At 72.5% G+C, this 14,125-nt stretch carries 15 protein-coding genes; 8 read left to right on the top strand and 7 right to left on the bottom strand.

The features are described from left to right. Positions 1 to 64: 64 nt before the first annotated feature. Genes SLINC_RS38320 through SLINC_RS38330 form a run of 3 tightly spaced genes read right to left on the bottom strand, consistent with a single transcriptional unit; the run spans position 65 to position 3,171 of the window. The gene (locus SLINC_RS38320; protein ID WP_067443024.1) at positions 65 to 2,074 is read right to left on the bottom strand and encodes an FtsX-like permease family protein; all 2,010 of its coding nucleotides are present in this window, start codon (positions 2,072 to 2,074) and stop codon (positions 65 to 67) included. A gap of 25 nt (positions 2,075 to 2,099) precedes the next feature. Then, on the bottom strand, positions 2,100 to 2,783 hold the full coding sequence (locus SLINC_RS38325; protein ID WP_067443025.1) for an ABC transporter ATP-binding protein: 684 nt from the start codon (positions 2,781 to 2,783) through the stop codon (positions 2,100 to 2,102). Between the two features lie 19 nt (positions 2,784 to 2,802). Then, positions 2,803 to 3,171 carry a DUF4333 domain-containing protein gene (locus SLINC_RS38330; RefSeq protein WP_067443026.1) on the bottom strand — a complete coding sequence of 123 codons (369 nt, stop codon included), beginning with the start codon at positions 3,169 to 3,171 and terminating at the stop codon, positions 2,803 to 2,805. A gap of 245 nt (positions 3,172 to 3,416) precedes the next feature. Between SLINC_RS38330 and SLINC_RS38335 the strand changes: the two genes are divergently transcribed. From SLINC_RS38335 to SLINC_RS38365, 7 genes are read left to right on the top strand one after another with little or no spacing between them, the layout of a single operon-like run. Then, the gene (locus SLINC_RS38335) at positions 3,417 to 4,058 is read left to right on the top strand and encodes a cupin domain-containing protein (protein WP_067443027.1); all 642 of its coding nucleotides are present in this window, start codon (positions 3,417 to 3,419) and stop codon (positions 4,056 to 4,058) included. A 52-nt stretch (positions 4,059 to 4,110) separates the two neighbouring features. Continuing rightward, complete coding sequence (locus SLINC_RS38340; RefSeq protein WP_067446162.1) at positions 4,111 to 5,442, top strand: M24 family metallopeptidase; 1,332 nt, start codon at positions 4,111 to 4,113, stop codon at positions 5,440 to 5,442. Continuing rightward, positions 5,435 to 6,412, top strand: coding sequence for a thiamine pyrophosphate-dependent dehydrogenase E1 component subunit alpha (locus tag SLINC_RS38345; RefSeq protein ID WP_067443028.1), 978 nt, complete (start codon positions 5,435 to 5,437; stop codon positions 6,410 to 6,412). Before SLINC_RS38340 ends, SLINC_RS38345 begins: the two co-directional genes overlap by 8 nt. After that, on the top strand, positions 6,400 to 7,380 hold the full coding sequence (locus tag SLINC_RS38350) for an alpha-ketoacid dehydrogenase subunit beta (protein WP_067446159.1): 981 nt from the start codon (positions 6,400 to 6,402) through the stop codon (positions 7,378 to 7,380). The genes SLINC_RS38345 and SLINC_RS38350 overlap by 13 nt, the downstream gene beginning before the upstream one ends. A gap of 21 nt (positions 7,381 to 7,401) precedes the next feature. Then, complete coding sequence (locus SLINC_RS38355) at positions 7,402 to 8,763, top strand: amidohydrolase family protein (protein ID WP_067443029.1); 1,362 nt, start codon at positions 7,402 to 7,404, stop codon at positions 8,761 to 8,763. After that, positions 8,760 to 9,641 carry a cupin domain-containing protein gene (locus tag SLINC_RS38360; RefSeq protein WP_067443030.1) on the top strand — a complete coding sequence of 294 codons (882 nt, stop codon included), beginning with the start codon at positions 8,760 to 8,762 and terminating at the stop codon, positions 9,639 to 9,641. The genes SLINC_RS38355 and SLINC_RS38360 overlap by 4 nt, the downstream gene beginning before the upstream one ends. After that, a complete protein-coding gene (locus SLINC_RS38365) occupies positions 9,638 to 10,327 on the top strand; it encodes an SDR family oxidoreductase (protein WP_067443031.1) in 690 nt (229 codons plus the stop codon). Before SLINC_RS38360 ends, SLINC_RS38365 begins: the two co-directional genes overlap by 4 nt. A gap of 30 nt (positions 10,328 to 10,357) precedes the next feature. On the opposite strand, the gene SLINC_RS38370 is transcribed toward SLINC_RS38365, so the two are convergent. The 4 genes from SLINC_RS38370 to SLINC_RS38385 form a co-directional block, all read right to left on the bottom strand. Beyond that, the gene (locus SLINC_RS38370) at positions 10,358 to 11,149 is read right to left on the bottom strand and encodes an SAM-dependent methyltransferase (RefSeq protein ID WP_067443032.1); all 792 of its coding nucleotides are present in this window, start codon (positions 11,147 to 11,149) and stop codon (positions 10,358 to 10,360) included. Positions 11,150 to 11,212: 63 nt separating this feature from the next. Further along, positions 11,213 to 11,878 carry an HhH-GDP family DNA glycosylase gene (locus SLINC_RS38375; protein WP_067443033.1) on the bottom strand — a complete coding sequence of 222 codons (666 nt, stop codon included), beginning with the start codon at positions 11,876 to 11,878 and terminating at the stop codon, positions 11,213 to 11,215. 18 nt (positions 11,879 to 11,896) lie between these two features. Continuing rightward, positions 11,897 to 12,229 carry a DUF3140 domain-containing protein gene (locus SLINC_RS38380; protein WP_067443034.1) on the bottom strand — a complete coding sequence of 111 codons (333 nt, stop codon included), beginning with the start codon at positions 12,227 to 12,229 and terminating at the stop codon, positions 11,897 to 11,899. Positions 12,230 to 12,275: 46 nt separating this feature from the next. Further along, positions 12,276 to 12,758, bottom strand: coding sequence for a Dps family protein (locus SLINC_RS38385; protein WP_067443035.1), 483 nt, complete (start codon positions 12,756 to 12,758; stop codon positions 12,276 to 12,278). Positions 12,759 to 12,930: 172 nt separating this feature from the next. On the opposite strand from SLINC_RS38385, the gene SLINC_RS38390 reads away from it, so the two are divergent. Next, the gene (locus tag SLINC_RS38390) at positions 12,931 to 14,118 is read left to right on the top strand and encodes a thiolase family protein (RefSeq protein WP_067443036.1); all 1,188 of its coding nucleotides are present in this window, start codon (positions 12,931 to 12,933) and stop codon (positions 14,116 to 14,118) included. Positions 14,119 to 14,125: the final 7 nt, after the last annotated feature.

Here is a 14,125-nt window from a genome sequence, read left to right on the forward strand (position 1 = left end):
CTCCCGGAACAGATACGGGCGGACGGCCCGCCGGAGTACCCGGCGGGCCGAGGGCCGGCGGTGCTCAGTCGGCGGCCCGGGCCGGATCCGCCGTCACCTTCCGCAGCAGTGGCCGGCTGGCGCCGATGGCGGCGAGCATCGCCAGTGCCCCGACGGCCACACACACGGCCAGCCGCACGGCACTCGTGGTGTTGATCGTGGCACCGGCCAGCTTGTTGAGCTGGTAGGAGCCGTACACGCCCATGGCCGCGGTGCCTCCGGCCAGGACCACCAGCGGGAGGACCGTCTCGCGGACCCGGGCCCGGTCCAGCACCTTCAGCGGGGTGCCGGCCAGGCGCAGCAGGCCGTAGATCCGCCGCCGGTCCAGGACGTTGGCCGCCGCGGTGAGGCCGGCGGAGGCGGTCGCCACGACGAAGCTCAGGGCCAGGGTCGCGGTGCTGACCTGGGCGATGCGGTCGGTGACCGTGCGGTCGGACGCCGACGCGTAGTCCTGGGTGTAGGGCACATGGCCCGAACCGACGGAGGCGAGGGCGGTGACGGCCTTCTCGATCTGTCCGGTGCCGCCGGAGACGCGGGCCACCACGCCCGGAGAGCCGCCCAGCAGATTGTCGTAGTCGTCCTCGCGGCCCACGGTGACGGTCGCGGTGACGCCCGCCCGGTCCAGCAGTGTGCGGGACTCGGCGGCCGCGTGCCGGGCCGCCACGGGACTCTCGGTGATCACGGCGACCTGGTCGCGGTACTGCGCGCCGTCGGAGCCGAGCATGCTGACGGAGAAGAACCCGGCCGCGAACCCGGCCAGCACCAGGCCGCTGACGGTGCGCCAGGCGCCGCGCGGATCGTCGCTGAGCCGGCGTGCGGCCAACAGGGTCGCCGGGCGCCGGGCGAAGCGGCCCGCGATCCGGCCCAGCCGGTCCACCACCCAGGGGCCGAACAGCCAGAACGCGCCGTAGAAGATCAGCAGCAGCACCAGCAGGTCCCTGGGCTTCAGCTGCCCGCCGCCCGTCGACACCCAGATGTAGCCCAGCGCCGCCACGAACAGCACCAGCCGGATCATGCGGGTGCGGCGCGGGTTCGCCTGCTGGGCCACCCCGAGCGGCGCGGTCGCCACCTGCCGCAGCATCGACACCGCGCTGATGGTGATGAGCGCGGTGACCGCGAGGACGATCCCCGCCAGCCAGGCCGCTCCCACCCACAACTGGCCGGTGTACCAGCCGCCGACGCCGTACGGCACCTCGGCCAGGACCGGCAGCAGTGCCCCGTAGGCGAGGGCGCCGGTGACGGCTCCGGCGGCACCGACGGCCGTGGCCTCCACGGCGGTCATCGCGATGATCTGCCGCGGGGTCGCCCCCGCCAGCCGGAGCGCGGCGAGCCGCTGCTCGCGCCGGGCCGCGCCCAGCCGTCCGGCCGCCGAGGCCAGGACCACCACCGGCATCGCCAGCAGCACCACGCCCAGCAGCGCCGCCCCCTGGTCGAAGGCGGTGAACATGGTCGGCTTGCCGCCGGAGAAGCCGGACACCACGGCCCGCGCGGCCTGTCCCTCGTCGAACCAGCTCGCGTCCTGCGCGGCGGACCGCGACATCGCGGGGTCACCCGGCGCCCGGCCCACCACGGCGACCAGCTCGTCCGGCGAGGCGAGACCGGCCGCGCCGATGGTGCCGTAGTGCGCCCGCTTCGGGAAACGGTCGGCCAGCCGGTTCGCGGGCAGCTCGCGCAGCAGCTTCGCCAGGGCGGGGGAGAGGTAGACCTCGCCCCGCTTCGGGAAGGCGGTCAGACCGGGCGGTGCCTCGGTCGCGGCACGGCCGGGCAGCTGGGCCAGGGAGACCACGGCGAGGGGCTGGTGACGGACGTAGGTCGTGGCGAGCGCCTGGACGGCGGTGCCGTGCTCGGCGGGCTCGGGGGTGCGCCAGGCGGTGTGGTCGGCGCGTTCGCCCGAGCCCAGCGTGGCGGCGACCATCACCAGCAGGACGAAGGCGCCGACGGCGGCGGCGCCGGCCGCCAGCAGGTGGCTCTGGAGGCCGCGGCGGCCGGAGGACCGGGCCAGATGCCAGGTCAGGGGCAGGACGGGGGAACGCATGAAGGGGCTCCGTAGGGGCGCGCGGTCAGGCGACCGTGTACTGGCTGTGGCTGCTGATCCGGCCGTCGCGGACCTGGAGGATCCGGTCGCAGTGGGCGGCGACGTCGGCGTCGTGGGTGACCATGACCAGGGCGGCGCCCTGCTCGCGGGTGACGGAGGTCAGCAGCCGGACGACCTCCGTGCTGGTGGCCTGGTCGAGGGCGCCGGTCGGCTCGTCGGCGAAGACCACGTCCGGCTCGACGGCCAGGGCGCGGGCGATCGCCACCCGCTGGGCCTGGCCGCCGGACAGCTGACCGGGGCGGCGCTGCTCCAGGCCGCTCAGGCCGAGCGGCGCGAACCACCGGCGGGCCCGCTCGACGGCCTGCCCCCGCGCGATGCCCTCCAGCATCAGCGGCAGCGCCACGTTCTCCTCGGCGGGCAGCTCCGGCAGCAGCTGCCCGGACTGGAACACGAACCCGAAGCGCTTGCGGCGCAGCGCGCTCAGCTTGTTCTCGCCCAGCTTGTCGATGCGCTCGCCCCGCAGCAGAACCTGCCCTCCGTCGGGCCGGACGATCCCGGCGAGGGTGTGCAGCAGCGTGGACTTTCCGGACCCGGACGGGCCCATGATGGCCAGCGAGTCCCGCTCGCCGACCTGGACGTCCACCCCGGCCAGCGCGGTGGTGGAGCCGTACTTCTTCACAAGGCCGTGACCGGCCAGAACGGTGTGCATGATGTGCGGTCGCCCTCTTCTAGCGCTGGAACTTCCAGGTGACGGAGTCGCTCGTGGCCTTGACCACGGAGACCGGGATGCTGACGTGCTCGCCGTCGCTTCTCCTGCCGGTGCAGGTGACGGAGGCTCCGGCGACCGCCTTGAGGCCGGTGGGGCAGGCGATGTCGTCGACCTTCGTCCCGACCCAGGGCAGCGGGTGGTACTTGCTCCGGGTGCGGCCCTCGACGATGTTCGCGGCCAGCGCCTTGTGGCCGCCGACGGACGCCGTGCTGTACTCGTCGAGCCTGCTGGTCGACTGGGTGCCGGCCAGCGCGTGCGTGCCGACGCCGAAGACCGCCGTGACGGCCACCGCACCTCCGACGGCGCCGATGAGGAACTTGCGCTGCATCACGTACTCCTGAGGACTCGGTGCCCCGGGGGCCGGGGCGGAGGAAGTGGCTCCACCCTCGCCCGCGGACCCGGGCGGGTGCCTCGGCCATCCGGCCAGGGTTCGGCGGCGCCCCTCGACCGTTCGACCGATCCCCGGGGCGGTGGCACGGGCCGCGTGACACGCCGACCGGGGCCGCTGTTCAATGGGGCTGCACAAGCCGGACCGGGGGAGTGCCCGCCCCGGCCCGAGAAAGGAGCCGCCCCGTGTCCCCTCCCGCCGTGCCGCCGGTCGGCGCCCGCATCCGCCGGGCTCGGCTCGCGCGAGGACTCGGGCTGCGCGCGCTCGCCCGCGAGGTCGGAGTCTCCGCGAGCCTCGTCTCGCAGATAGAGACCGGCAAGAGCCAGCCGTCGGTGAGCACCCTGTACGCCATCACGACCGTGCTCGGCATCTCCGTCGAGGCGCTCTTCGACGCCGGGGAGAGCGAGGCCGCCGCCCCCGTCGCGGCGGCGGGCACCGTCCCGCACGCCCTCGCCGCGTTCGCCGCCGACCCCGGGCGCCGTATCGGCCCGCTGGTCGGCCGGGCCGAGCGGGAGACGCTGGAGCTGGACTCGGGCGTGGTGTGGGAGCGTCTCGGCCACGTCCCGGGCACCGACGTCGGCTTCCTGCTGGTGACCTACCGGCCCGGTGGCTCCTCCTCCACCTCAGGCGGTCTGATGCGGCACGCGGGCACCGAGTACGGCTATCTGACCTCGGGCGAACTCGTCCTGACCCTCGGCTTCGAGGAGCACACGCTGCGCCCCGGCGACGCGGTCTGCTTCGAGTCGACGACCCCGCACCGCTACCGCAACGACGGCACCGAACCGGCCGTCGGGGTCTGGTACGTGGCAGGCCAAAGTGTTCAGTAGCACTTGACACCTTCTCCACCCGGTCGTTGACTCGATGGTGGGGGTGGTCGTCATGACGATCCGCACATACGGCCCCAACGCCGTCGACTGGGAAGAGCGCGTCGACCTGGACCGGCTGCGCCGACAGCGCCTGGCCCGGCTGCACGACACGCTGAACCGGTCCGAGCTCGGCGCGGTCCTGAGCTTCGACTTCGCCAACATCCGCTACATGACGGCCACGCACATCGGCACCTGGGCCATGGACAAGCTGATCCGCTTCGCCCTGCTGGTGCGCGGCGGCGAGCCGGTCGTCTGGGACTTCGGCTCCGCGGCCCGCCACCACCAGCTCTACAACCCCTGGCTCGACCGCGACGGCAAGGACGGTGCGCCCACCGGCGCCCGCGCCGGCATCTCCACACTCCGCGGCGCCTTCCACCCGGACGCCGGCATCGCCGAGGACGTGGCCCGCAAGATCGCCACCGAACTCCGCGAACACGGCCTGGCGGGCGAGCCGTTGGGCATCGACGTCGCCGAACTGCCGGTCCTCGCGGCGCTCCGCGCCGAGGGCATCGACGTCGTCGACGGCCAGCAGGTCTTCCTGGAGGCCCGCCGCGTCAAGACCGGCGACGAGATCTCCCTGCTCTCCCAGGCCTGCGCGATGGTCGACGCGGCCTACGAGGAGCTGTACGGCTACCTGCGTCCCGGCGTGCGCGAGAACGAGTGCGTCGGACTCGTCAGCAAGGTGCTGTACGACCTGGGCAGCGAGTACGTCGAGGGCGTCAACGCCATCTCCGGCGAACGCTGTTCACCCCACCCGCACGTCTACAGCGACCGTCTGATCCGCCCCGGCGACCCCGCCTTCTTCGACATCCTGCACAGCCACCTGGGCTACCGCACCTGCTACTACCGCACCTTCGCCGTCGGCAGTGCCTCCCGCGCCCAGCGCGACGCCTATGTGCGCTGCCGGGAGTACATGGACGAGGCGATCGCCCTGGTACGGCCCGGCGCCACCACCGCCGACATCGTCCGGGTGTGGCCGCGCGCCGAGGAGTTCGGCTTCGCCGACGAGACCGCCGCCTTCGCCCTCCAGTACGGCCACGGCGTCGGCCTGTCGATCTGGGAGAAGCCCATCTTCAGCCGGCTCGTCTCGCTCGACCACCCCGAAGTCCTCGAAGAGGGCATGGTGTTCGCCCTGGAGACCTACTGGCCCGCCGCCGACGGCTGGTCCGCGGCCCGTATCGAGGAGGAGCTCGTCGTCACCGCCGACGGCTGCGAGGTCATCACCAAGTTCCCGGCCGAGGAACTGCTGGTGGCGGGCCGCAAGTACTGGACGGTGGGCGGCGAACTCAACACGCGGCGGGAGTCGCAGTCCCATCTCAACCGGGGTGACTCCCATGATGGATAGCGCCGAACTCCTCGCCCGGTACGAGCAGATGGTTGTCATCCGCCGTACCGAGAAGGCCGCCCACGACCTGTTCCTCCAGGGCCTGGTCAAGGGCACCACCCATCTCGCCGCCGGACACGAGGCGATCGCCGTCGGTGCGAGCGGCGCCCTGCGCGACGACGACTACGTCTTCGCCACCTACCGGGGCCATCACCACGCGCTGGCCCGGGGCGCCACCCCCGAGGAGTGCCTGGCCGAACTCATGAGCCGGGCCACCGGGCTGTGCGGGGCCAAGGGCGGCTCGATGCACCTGACCAAGGCGTCCACCGGCATGCTCGGCTCCTACGCCATCGTCGGCGCCCACCTGCCGATGGCCGTCGGCGCCGCCTGGTCGGCCCGGATGCGCGGCAGCGGGCAGATCGCGGTCGCCTTCTTCGGTGACGGCGCGACCAACATCGGGGCCTTCCACGAGGCGCTCAACCTGGCCGCCGTGTGGAAGCTGCCCGTGCTGTTCGTGTGCGAGAACAACCTGTACATGGAGTACACGCCGATCGCGGACGTCACCGCGGTGGACCGGCCCGCGGCCGACCGGGCGCCCGCGTACGGCATCCCCGGCGAGGTCGTCGACGGCAACGACGTCGTCGCCGTACAGGAGGCGGTGGCCGCTCTCGCACGGCGGGCCCGGGCCGGAGACGGGCCCGCCGTGCTGGAGGCCGCCACCTACCGGCACTTCGGGCACAGCCGGACCGACCCGGCCACCTACCGGCCGGCCGAGGAGGTCGAACGCTGGCTCAAGCACGACCCGTTGGATCTCGCCCGCGGGCGGCTGACCGAGCTGGGGGTGCCCGCGGAGACGGTCACCGAGGCCGACGAGCGGGCGCGGGACGTCGTACACCGGGCCGTCGAGGCGGCGAAGAGCGCGCCGCCGCCCGATCCGCGCGAGGCGCTGACCGACGTGTGGGCCGACGGGGGTGCGGCGTGGCGGACATGATCACCTACCGGGAGGCGGTCGCCGAGGGCATCGCGCGGGAGATGCGCCGGGACGCGTCCGTGGTGTGCCTGGGGGAGGACATCGGGGAGGCCGGCGGGGTGTTCAAGACGACCGCCGGACTGTGGGCGGAGTTCGGACCGGAGCGGGTGTGGGACACGCCGATCTCCGAACAGGCCATCGTGGGTGCGGCGATGGGCGCCGCGATGACCGGGATGCGGCCGGTCGCCGAGATCATGTTCTCGGACTTTCTGGCCTGTTGTTGGGACTACATCGCCAACGAGATACCCAAGGTGCGTTACATGACGGGCGGTCAGGTCACCGTGCCCCTCGTCGTTCGCACCGCCAACGGCGGCGGGCTCGGTTTCGGCGCCCAGCACTCGCAGGCCACCGAGAACTGGGCCCTGACCGTCCCCGGCCTGAAGATCGCGGCACCGGCGACCCCCGCCGACGTGATCGGCATGATGGCCGCGGCGATCCGCAGCGACGACCCGGTGGTGTTCTTCGAGCACAAAGGACTGCTGGCCTCGAAGGGGACTCCCGCGCCGCCGGAGCACGTGGTCGAGCTGGGGCGCGCGGCCGTCGTGCGCGAGGGCGCCGACGTGACGCTGGTGGCCCTCGCCTCGATGGTGCCGGTGGCGCTGCGGGCCGCCGCCCGCCTCGCGCAGGAGGGCGTCGAGGCGGAGGTCGTCGACCTGCGCTGTCTGGTGCCGCTGGACATGAGCACCGTGCTGGCCTCGCTCGGCCGGACCTCGCGCCTGGTGACCGTCGAGGAGAACCCCTACCAGGGCGGCTGGGGCGCCACCGTCGTGTCGGTCGTCGCCGACGAGGGCTTCGCACTGCTGGACGCGCCGGTACGGCGGGTGGCGGGGGAGTGCGTTCCGCTGCCGTTCGCCGACGCGCTGGAGGAGGAGGTCATTCCCACCGTCGACAAGGTCGTGGCGGCCGTCCGGAGCCTCGCCGCGTACTGAACACCCCAGGGAGGTAGAACGATGACCCGTCGGATTCTCCTGCGTGCCGGTCATGTGCTGTCGATGGACCCCGCCGTCGGGGACCTCCCCCAAGGGGACGTCCTCATCGAGGACGGAACGATCGCGGCGGTGGACCGGGAGATCAGCGCCGACGCCGAAGTGCTCGACATGACCGGGCGGATCGTCATACCCGGCTTCGTCGACACCCACCGGCACACCTGGGAGGCGCCCCTGCGCAATGTCGCCCCCGACGCCACCCTGGACGACTACTTCGTGGACATCCTGGACACCTTCGCCCCGCTGTACACCCCCGAGGACGTGTACGCGGGCAACCTCGCGGGCTCGCTGGAGTGCCTGAACGCCGGCATCACGACCCTCGTCGACTGGTCGCACATCAACAACACGCCCGCGCATCCGGACGCCGCGATCCAGGCGCTCACGGAGACCGGCATCCGCGCCCGGTACGCGTACGGCAGCGCCAACACCTCCCTGGCCGACTACTGGTTCGAGAGCAAGATCGTGATCCCGGGCGAGGACGTACGGCGCGTCCGCGACACCTATTTCGCCTCCGACGACAACCTGCTGACCATGGCCCTCGCCACCCGCGGCCCCGGATTCTGCACCGACGAGGTCGTCACCGCCGAATGGGCCCTGGCCCGCGAGCTGGACATCCCGATCACCGTGCACGTGGCGATGGGCCGGCTGGCCGGGCGCTTCGGCATGGTCAGGCAGCTCAACGGCCTCGGTCTCCTCGGGCCGGACACCACCTACATCCACTGCTGCTACCTCCACGAGGACGAGTGGCAGATGGTCGCCGACAGCGGCGGCACGGTGTCGGTCGCGCCGCAGGTCGAGGAGCAGATGGGGCACGGCTGGCCGCCCGTGATGAAGGCCATCGAGTACGGACTGCGCCCCTCGCTCAGCATCGACGTCGTCACCACCGTGCCCGGCGACATGTTCACCCAGATCCGCGCCGCCTTCGGCGCCGAACGCGGCCGCGTCAACGCCGACTGCTGGAAGGCCAACCTGCCCGTCCCCGCCACGATGTTGACGGCGCGTCAGATGCTGGAGATCGCCACGCTCAACGGCGCGCACGTCGCGGGCCTGGAGGACCGCACCGGCTCCCTGACCCCCGGCAAGCGCGCCGACGTCGTCGCGATCGACGCCACCGCGCTCAACGTCGCCCCGGTGCACGACGCGGCGGCCGCGGTGACGCTGTCGGCCGACGTCTCCAACGTCGAGACGGTCATCGTCGACGGCGTGGTCCGCAAGCGCGGCGGAAAGCTCGTGGCCGACGTCGACCGGGCGCTCCGGCTCGTCGCCGAGTCCCGTGACCGGCTCCTGGAGGCCAAGGCCGCGAAGGAGGCGAAGGGCGCCGAATGACCCGACACCTGGTGCGCCGCGCCGCCGACACCCCCGAGCCGCCGTACGACATCCACGGCCACCGGCGGCGCGCGCTGGTCGGCGAGGACGACGGCAGTGTGCACACCGGCTTCGGCCTGTGCGAACTGCGGCCCGACGGCACGGTGCCGGCCCATGTGCACTCCTACGAGGAGAGTTTCCACCTCCTCGACGGGTCCGTGATCCTCGACGTGCCCGACGGGTCGTACCTCCTCGAAGAGGGCGACTACGGACTCCTGCCGACCGGAGTTCCGCACGCCTGGCGGGGCGCCGGGGACACCGTCGCGCGCTGGGCCGACATGCTCGCCCCGGTCCCGCGGGCACGCTACGGGTACGACACCCAGGCGGTGCCCGAGCTGCCCGCGCGCGACCCGGTCCGGCTCGACGTCCGCGACCCGCGCACCCGGTCCTTCGGCCACTTCGAGCCCGCCCAGATGGACCCGGGCAAGCAGTCCCAGGACCTGCTCGCGGTGTCGGCGAGCATGCGGACCGCGCTGCTGGTCTACAGCGGCATCACGGTGAAGACGATGGTCGACCAGGACCTGGGCGCGGTCGCCTCGACGATGTTCATGGTCCAGTACGCGCCCGACGGCGTCGCGGGCAGCCACGACCATCCCTTCGAGGAGACCTATCTGTTCCTCGAAGGGGAGGCGGACGCCGTGTTCGACGGTGTGCGCCACCGGCTCGGTCCGGGCGACTGCGCCTGGGCGGGCGCCGGATGTGTGCACGGATTCGCCAACGCCGGTGCGGGGCCGCTGCGTTGGCTGGAGACCCAGGCACCGCAGCCGCCGGTGCGCCACTCCTACCGGTTCACCCGGGACTGGGAGTACCTGCGTGAGGCATTGAGGGAGACACGATGAGCAGCGTGGTGGTGATCGGCGGGACCTCGGGCATCGGCCGGGAGTTCGCCCGCAGGCGGGCGGAGCGCGGCGACTCGGTGGTGATCACCGGGCGCGACGCACACCGCACCGACACCGTCGCCAAGGAGACCGGCACGACCGGCCTCGCCCTCGACCTGGCCCGGCCCCGGGAGATCGCCGCGGCACTGGCCGGTGTGGGGCGCGTCGACCACCTGGTGATCGCGGGTGTCGCACGGGACGACAACCGGGTCAGCCGGTACGACATCGACGCGGCCGTCCACCTGGTCACGCTCAAACTCGTCGGTTACACCGCGGTCGTGCACGCGCTGCGGGACCGGCTGCACGACGACAGCGCGATCGTGCTCTTCGGCGGGCAGGCCAAGGAACGCCCCTATCCGGGCGCCACGACGGTGGCGACCGTCAACGCGGGCATCACCGGGCTGGTCCACACCCTCGCCGTGGAACTCGCCCCCGTCCGGGTCAACGCCGTCCATCCCGGCGTCGTGGGCGACAGCCCTCACTGGCAGGACAGGCCACAGGAGGTGCTGGCCGGCCTGCGCGCGAAGACACCCACGGGGCGGCTCGCCACGATGGCCGAGGTGGCGAACGCCGTGGACTTCCTGCTGCGCAACGGCGCGGTCAACGCGGTGGGGCTGAGCGTCGACGGCGGGTGGCTGCTGGGCTGAAGGAAGGGGAGGAGGGAGAGGAGGGGGAGGTCAGCGTTTGACGCCGACCCCGCCGTACAGCGACACGAGGTCGCCCTCCTCCTGCTCGGGACGCCACCGCGACAGGGACGCGATCCCGGGGTCCAGCAGGTCGAGTCCCTTGAAGAGGCGGGCCACCTCGTCGTGCGAGCGGGCCACCAGCGTCACCCCGCTCGCCCGGTACGCCGCGATGCCCGCGTGCACCCGCTCCGGTTCGAAGTCCGCCGTCATCGCCGACAGCACCAGGCAACTGCCCGGGGCCAGCGCGCCGACCAGGGTGTCCACCAGGGCGTGGGCGCCGTCCTCGTCGGCGATGAAGTGCAGCAGCGCGATCAACGACAGGGCGACGGGCCGGTCGAGGTCGAGGACGTCCGCGGCCCCTTCGAGGATCCGCCCGGGCTCGCGGGCGTCGGCCTGGAGGTAGTGGGTCGCCCCCTCCGGGGTGCCGTAGAGCAGGGCCTCGGCGTGCGCCAGGACGATCGGGTCGTTGTCGACGTAGACGACCCGCGACTCGGGGGCGACGGACTGGGCGATCTGGTGCAGGTTGGGCTCGGTGGGGATGCCGGAGCCGATGTCGAGGAACTGGCGGATGCCCGTCTCCCGCAGGACGACCCGGGTGGCGCGCTCCATGAACCGGCGGTTGGCGCGCGCCTGTCCCCGCGCGTCCCCCTGGGACAGGATCCGCCGGCCGAGTTCCTCGTCGACGGGGTAGTTGTCCTTGCCGCCGAGGAACCAGTCGTAGACCCGCGCCGGATGCGGCCTGCTCGTGTCGATCCGTCGGTCGGCCGGCTCGGTTCCGGTCACACGAGGCTCCTCTGCTCGCTCGACTCTGTTCACTCGACAGAATGTGCGAGCAGTCTGCCACGGTCACCCGGCGCGACGGAGACTGTCTTCGGCCACCTCCTCGTCGATCGCCGCGCGGACCAACGCGGCGGCCAGGGACGCCGGTTGAACGTCCTCGGCGTCCCCGGCTTCCCCGGCGAGGGAGAGCAGCCGGTCGGGGTCCTTCGGCAGGCCGAGCCGCTCCGCGCCCGACAGCGTCCTGCGGTCCAGGTAGGGCGCCACTTCCGGCCACACGCTCTGGACCTCACGCAGGAAGATGTCGGCGCCGGAGGGCCCGATGCCCGGGAACTCCTGGAGCAGGCGCCGGAGTTCGGGTATCCCGCCGTCCGCCTCCGCGCGCAGCCGCCGCAGGTCCCCGCCCCACCGCTCGGTCAACAGCTTCGCTCCGTCGCCGAGTTGGGTGGCCGTGCGCTCGTCGTAGCGTCGGTAGCCGCCCCGGCCCAGCGCGTCCACGCGCTCCTGCCGGTCGGCATCGGCCATCCGGCGCGGATCGCGCAGGCCCGACCTGTGCAGCTCGCGGGCGGTCCCGACGGCGATCGAACCGCGGATCCGGGCGCTGAGCAGGAGGGACAGCACGAGCAGCCGGTACAGGGGCTGTGGGGTGTCCTTGAGTCGGATGCCCGCCTCCTCGGCGTACGTCCGCCCGTGGGCGCCGACGAGTGCGCGCACGACGCGCCGCTGGTCGCTCATGGCTTCCTCGCGGCTTCCTCACGGCTTCAGCGGATCGTGTCCGATGGTCATCAGCCGGTGGCGGCGGTGGGTTTCCTCGGCCGTGGGCTCGTTCTCCACGTCGGCGTCGGCGGTGACGGTGTCCACGACCTCGTACATCACTTCGATGTCGTCGTCGGTCAGGTCCGTGCGCCGCTTCTGGAGGATCGCCAGGACGTGCTGTCCCGTCGGCTCACCCGCGTGTTCCGGCAGCGGTTCCGTGGACTCCTCGGCGTCGCTCACCCGCAGCCAGGCGGCCAGCTCCTGCGAGGTCATGTTCACCACGCGGTGGAAGTCCTGCCACAGCGCGTCGAGTTCGAGGGCGTCGGTCATCGGTGCCCCTTCCGTACGTACGTGTTTGCGTGTGCGGAGCCCTGTGTCAGCTGTCCTTGGGCCAGTTCTCCGCGTCGAACATCCAGCGCTGCTTCTCCAGCTCCGCGGTGATGGTGATCAGGAGGTCCTGGGTGACCGGATCGGCCTCGTCGGTCGCCGTGATGCGCTCGCGCAGCCGTCCGATGGCGGCCTCCAGCGACTCGACCATCACCCCGACGACCTCGGTGTCGCGGACCCAGCCCTCCTTCGGGCCGGGCAGGGTGAACGCCGACGCGATGGTCTCCGGCCGGCCGTCGGGCGGCAGGCCGAGCGCGGCGGACCGCTCCGCGACCGTGTCGGAGAACTCGCGCGCGGCCGTCACGACCTCGTCGAGTTGGAGATGGATCGACCGGAAGCGCGGCCCCACCAGGTTCCAGTGGGCCTGCTTCCCGATCAGCGACAGCCCGAGAAGATCGACCAGAGTGCTCTGCAGTGCGTCCCCTGTGACCTGACGGGCAGATTCGGGAATCGTGCTCTTCACGACAGTCATGCGGTGCTCCTTCTGCCGGCGTCATCGTGCACGGGGCGCGGGTGCCCCGGGCGAATCGGTGCAAACACGGTGCTCATGAGGGCTCGGCCGAGCCCTCGGCCCCTCCCGGACTGCGCTACAGTCGGAAACTAGCGGTGCTAATTAAAGTGATGCCGAAGCGAGGAGTTCCGCCGTGCGTCCCGTCCACTTCGCGGCCGCCCGCCGCACCCCCATCGGCAGACTGCGCGGCGCGCTGTCCGCCGTACGCCCCGACGACCTCGCGGCGACCGTGATCCGCGGCCTCGTCGCCGACGTGCCCACGCTCGACCCCGCTCGCATCGACGACGTCTACTGGGGCGCCGCCAACCAGGCCGGCGAGGACAACCGCAACGTGGCCCGGATGGCCGCGCTGCTCGCGGGCCTGCCCGAGTCGGTGCCCGGCGCCACCGTCAACCGCCTGTGCGCCTCGGGACTGGAGGCCGTCACCCTCGCGGCCCGGACCGTCGCCGCGGGCGAGGCCGACATCGTGCTCGCCGGCGGCTCCGAGTCGATGAGCCGCGCCCCCTTCGTCCTGCCCCGCCCCGACGAGACACTCCCGCACCGGATGGAGACCTACGACACCCGGCTCGGCTGGCGCCTGGTCAACCCGGCGATGAAGGAACTCCACGGCCTGCTCGCCATGGGCGAGACCGCGGAGGAGGTCGCCGCACGGTACGGCGTGACCCGCGAACGCCAGGACGCGTTCGCGCTGCGCAGCCACCAACTCGCCGCCCGGGCCCGCAAGGACGGCCACTTCGACGACGAGATCCTGCCGGTGGAGCGGCCCGACGGGATCGTCGTCGACGCCGACGAGTGCATCCGCGAGGACACTTCCGCCGAGAAACTGGCCCGTCTCAAGCCGGTCTTCCGCGAGGGCGGCACCGTCACCGCGGGCAATGCCTCACCCATGAACGACGGTGCCGCCGGACTGCTCCTCGTCTCCGAGGACGCCCTGAACGACCTCGGCCTCGAATCACTGGGGCGCTATGTCGCCGGAGCCTCGGCCGGTGTCCACCCCGACGTGATGGGCATCGGGCCGGTCCCGGCCACCCGCAAGGCCCTGGCCCGCGTCGACTGGGCCGTCGCCGACCTCCAGGAGGCCGAGTTCAACGAGGCCTTCGCCGCCCAGGCCCTGGCCTGCGTGGACCAGTTGGGCATCGACCCCGGCCTGGTCAACCCCACCGGCGGCGCCATCGCCCTCGGGCACCCTCTCGGCTGCTCGGGCGCCCGCATCCTGACGACCCTCCTCCACCGCATGCGACGGACGGGGGCGCAACGAGGGCTGGCGACGATGTGCGTGGGCGTGGGGCAGGGGAGCGCGCTGCTGGTGGAGCGCCACTAGGTCACTG

The organism is Streptomyces lincolnensis, from assembly GCF_001685355.1.
Taxonomy (GTDB): domain Bacteria; phylum Actinomycetota; class Actinomycetes; order Streptomycetales; family Streptomycetaceae; genus Streptomyces; species Streptomyces lincolnensis.